The following is a 3,347-nucleotide window of genomic DNA, read 5'->3' as shown; positions in this document are numbered from 1 at the left end:
CGCCGAAGCCGGGGAAGTTGAAGAACTGCGCCGAAGCGGGCCCCGCGACTGAGACCAGGATCGCAAGCGCCGTCCCCAGCGCGATCAACGGGCCGGTCTCGGTCAGCGCCTTGAACAGGGACTTTGGCTTCGACATGCGATCTCTGGCCCGCGCAACGGGGATCGGAATAGGCTCGATATAATAACGGAATCGGGCCGCAAACGGGCAGATTCTCTTGCGGATTTTTGAGCCATACACCGGGGATCGGCCGTGCCCGTCAAGGGCGGCCGGCAAAATTCCCCTTCAGCGTTACTTTCGGCGCGATTTTACCGCCCGCGCAGCCGTTCCAGCATGTCGGAGGAGGCGAATCCGTCCGCCGGCGCCCCGATCGAGGCCTGGAAGTTGCGGAGCGCCTCCCGGGTCTGGCCGCCGAACTGGCCGTCCGGGGTGCCCTTGTAGAAGCCGCGCTGGGAGAGCAGCTGCTGCAATTCCAGCCGTTCGGCACGGGACAGTTCCCGTTCCTGCCGGGGCCAGGGCTGCACGAAGGGCTGGCCGCCGCGCAGGCGGTCGGCGAAATGGCCGATCGCCAGCGCATAGGCTTCGGCCGGATTGTATTTCATGATGACCCGGTAATTCTGGAGCATCAGGAAGCCTGGCCCCTCGGCGCCGGCGGGCGCCAGCAGATAGGCCTTCTCGCCCGGATGCGTGAACGGCTGCTGGCTCGGACGGGTGATCCCGAGCTTCTCCCATTGTGCGATCGTCATCACCTTGGCGCGATCGGCCAGCATGTAGTTGAAGCCCTTCGGCACGACGACCTCGTAGCCCCAGGTCTGGCCGGCCTGCCAGCCATCCTTCTTCAGATTGTTGGCGGTGGAGGCGATCAGGTCGGAGGGATCGTCGACCACGTCGCGCCGTCCGTCGCCGTCCCCATCCACGGCGTAGCGTTTGAACGCGGTCGGCATGAACTGCGTCGGGCCGAAGGCACCGGCCCAGGAGCCGCGCATCTGTTCAGGGTTCAGATCGCCACGGTTGAGGATCTCCAGCGCGGAGAGGAATTCGTCCTTGAAATAGGCCTGGCGTCGGCCGATGCAGGCAAGCGTCGCGGTCGATTGCAGCACGCTGCGGTCGCCCATCTGCGTCGAGTAGTTGGACTCGATGCCCCAGATCGCGGCGACGATGTAGCGGTCGACGCCGTAGGCCTTTTCGGTCGCGTCGAACTGCGCCTTGTACTTGGCGAGGATCTCGCGGCCCTTGGCGAGTCGGTTGTCGTTGACGAGGATGTCGAGGTAGTCCCAGATCGATTTGGTGAACTCCGGCTGCGAGTCCAGGAGGTCCATGATGCGAAGATCGGGCGAAAGGCCCGCGGTGAAGCGCTGAAAATTCTCCTGCGTGATGCCGCGCCGTGCGGCATCAGGCCACATGGCGGCAACGCAATTGTCGAAATTGGCCGCCGCCTCGCGGATCGCGGTCGCCGTCATCAGCGGATGGCCGGAGGCGCCGTCCTCGCCGCTCCAGGGTTGGGCGCCGCCGGGCAGGGCCTGCGACGGCGCCGGGTTCGATCCGGAAAAAATGCCGCCGAACAAATTCGACAGGCCATTCTGGGCCTGCGCATGCGCGAGGGTAGGGAACAGCAGCGCGGCCGCAAGCATTGTTGCGCCGGTCAAAGATCCCGCGAATTTCGCCATCCCTGCCACTGATTGCCTCATGTCCTACCCGTCCGGCCAAGAATCTGCCTTCAGGAGGCCCCGTTACGGTTGCCAATATCTTAACAAAGGTGAAGTTTTGTAGGCGGACTTGTCATCAAATCCGCGGGGCAAGGGCCCTACATCCGCCTTTGTTAGCGGCTGCAAACCGTCTAGCAAGCACTCATTGCTTCGTTCACGCCTCTCTCAAGGTATTCGATCAATCCCATGAAAATCCGCAAAGCTGTATTCCCGGTCGCCGGCCTCGGCACCCGTGTCCTGCCCGCCACCAAGGCGATGCCGAAGGAGATGCTGACCATCGTCGACAAGCCGCTGATCCAGTATGTCTATGACGAGGCCAAGGAAGCCGGCATTGAGCATTTCATCTTCGTGACCGGCCGCAACAAGAACGTCATCGAAGACCATTTCGACCGAATGTTCGAGCTCGACACCACGCTGGCCGCGCGCGGCAAGAAGGCAGAGCAGGAGATTCTGACGCAGAACCAGCCGGATGCCGGCGCCGTCAGCTTCACCCGCCAGCAGGCGCCGCTCGGCCTCGGACACGCGGTCTGGTGCGCGCGCGACATCGTCGGTAACGAGCCGTTTGCGGTCGTGCTGCCCGACGAGCTCGTGCTCAACACGCCCGGCTGCCTCAAGCAGATGATCGAGACGGCGGCGACGCTCGGTGAGAAATCCAACCTGATCGCGGTCGAGGCGGTGCCCGACCACCTGACCCATCAATATGGCATCTGCGGCGTCGGAAAGCGCAACGGCAAGATGTTCGAGGTTGAGGGCATGGTCGAGAAGCCGCCGAAGGGAACGGCGCCCTCCAATCTGTCGATCACCGGCCGCTACATTCTCCAGCCGGAGATTTTCAAGATCCTGGAGACGCAAGAGCGCGGCGCCGGCGGCGAGATCCAGCTCACCGACGCCATGATCGGGCTCGCCAAGACGCAAAAGTTCTACGGCGTCGAGTTCGAGGGCGAGCGCCATGATTGCGGCTCGAAGGCCGGCTTCCTGCGCGCCAACATCGCCTACGGCCTGAAGCGCCCCGAGTTGCGTGACGGGCTGATCGCGGAGATGAAAAAGTATCTGGGGCAGTAGCGGAAGGCTGTTTGCCCCCGCGTCATCGCCGACGCTGTGCGGCGCTACGCCTCCCCAACGTCGTCCCGGACAAGCGAACGAAGTGAGCGCCGATCCGGGACCCATATGTGGACGGCCCCCGTGGCACAAGAGCTCGCGGGCCAAGGCCGGCACGCGGTCGTCCTGCCCGATCGCGGCCAGGAACGCGGCGAGCTTGTCCAGCCCCTTGGCTTCGGTCAGACCGAACTCCGCTGCATGACCGCGGATCGTGTTGCTCAGCTGCGTGCGGCGCATGACCAGTTGTTCGCGGACGCCCAGCAGCATCAGCGCAGCCTGCTGCTCCGCCGTCTTCACCGGCACATACCGCATCCGCGGCCGGCTCGCCGCCTCGCACAGACCCTCCGCATCGCGGCCGTCGTTCTTGTTGCGCGGCACTAGGGCTTCGCCAATTGCGGCGCGATCAGCTTGGCCGTGTGCCCCAGCTTGCCAAGCTCTCGCGCCAGGTGGTGGGCGGCCCCGCAGGCCTCGATCGCCACCACCGTCGGCGGCAGCTTGGCAAAAAACGCCCGCATCGCCTTGCGGCTCAGCCGCTTGCGAAGCAC

Annotated in this window: 2 protein-coding genes and 1 pseudogene; 1 reads left to right on the top strand and 2 read right to left on the bottom strand. The window is 64.6% G+C overall.

The window, feature by feature from the left end; genetic code table 11:
- Window positions 1-306: 306 nt before the first annotated feature.
- The gene (locus tag AYJ54_RS11320) at window positions 307-1,686 is read right to left on the bottom strand and encodes a lytic murein transglycosylase (protein WP_201724170.1); all 1,380 of its coding nucleotides are present in this window, start codon (window positions 1,684-1,686) and stop codon (window positions 307-309) included.
- Between the two features lie 204 nt (window positions 1,687-1,890).
- Here AYJ54_RS11320 and galU point away from each other — a divergent pair, with 204 nt between their 5' ends.
- Complete coding sequence (galU, locus tag AYJ54_RS11315; RefSeq protein WP_063699006.1) at window positions 1,891-2,766, top strand: UTP--glucose-1-phosphate uridylyltransferase GalU; 876 nt, start codon at window positions 1,891-1,893, stop codon at window positions 2,764-2,766.
- A gap of 129 nt (window positions 2,767-2,895) precedes the next feature.
- Here the strand turns inward: galU and AYJ54_RS52240 are convergent.
- Window positions 2,896-3,347 (bottom strand): annotated as a pseudogene (locus AYJ54_RS52240) (IS110 family transposase); the annotation flags it as partial.

The sequence above is a fragment of the Bradyrhizobium centrolobii genome (genome assembly GCF_001641635.1).
In the GTDB taxonomy this organism is placed as follows: Bacteria; Pseudomonadota; Alphaproteobacteria; order Rhizobiales; family Xanthobacteraceae; genus Bradyrhizobium; species Bradyrhizobium centrolobii.
The sequence above is the reverse complement of the archived record's forward strand: the minus strand, read 5'-3'. Positions and strand labels throughout refer to the sequence as shown.

Coding starts and splice junctions, on each gene's coding strand:
- AYJ54_RS11320 (WP_201724170.1), bottom strand. CDS start 1,686: ATGAGGCAATCAGTGGCAGGGATGGCGAAATTCGCGGGATCTTTGACC.
- galU (WP_063699006.1), top strand. CDS start 1,891: ATGAAAATCCGCAAAGCTGTATTCCCGGTCGCCGGCCTCGGCACCCGT.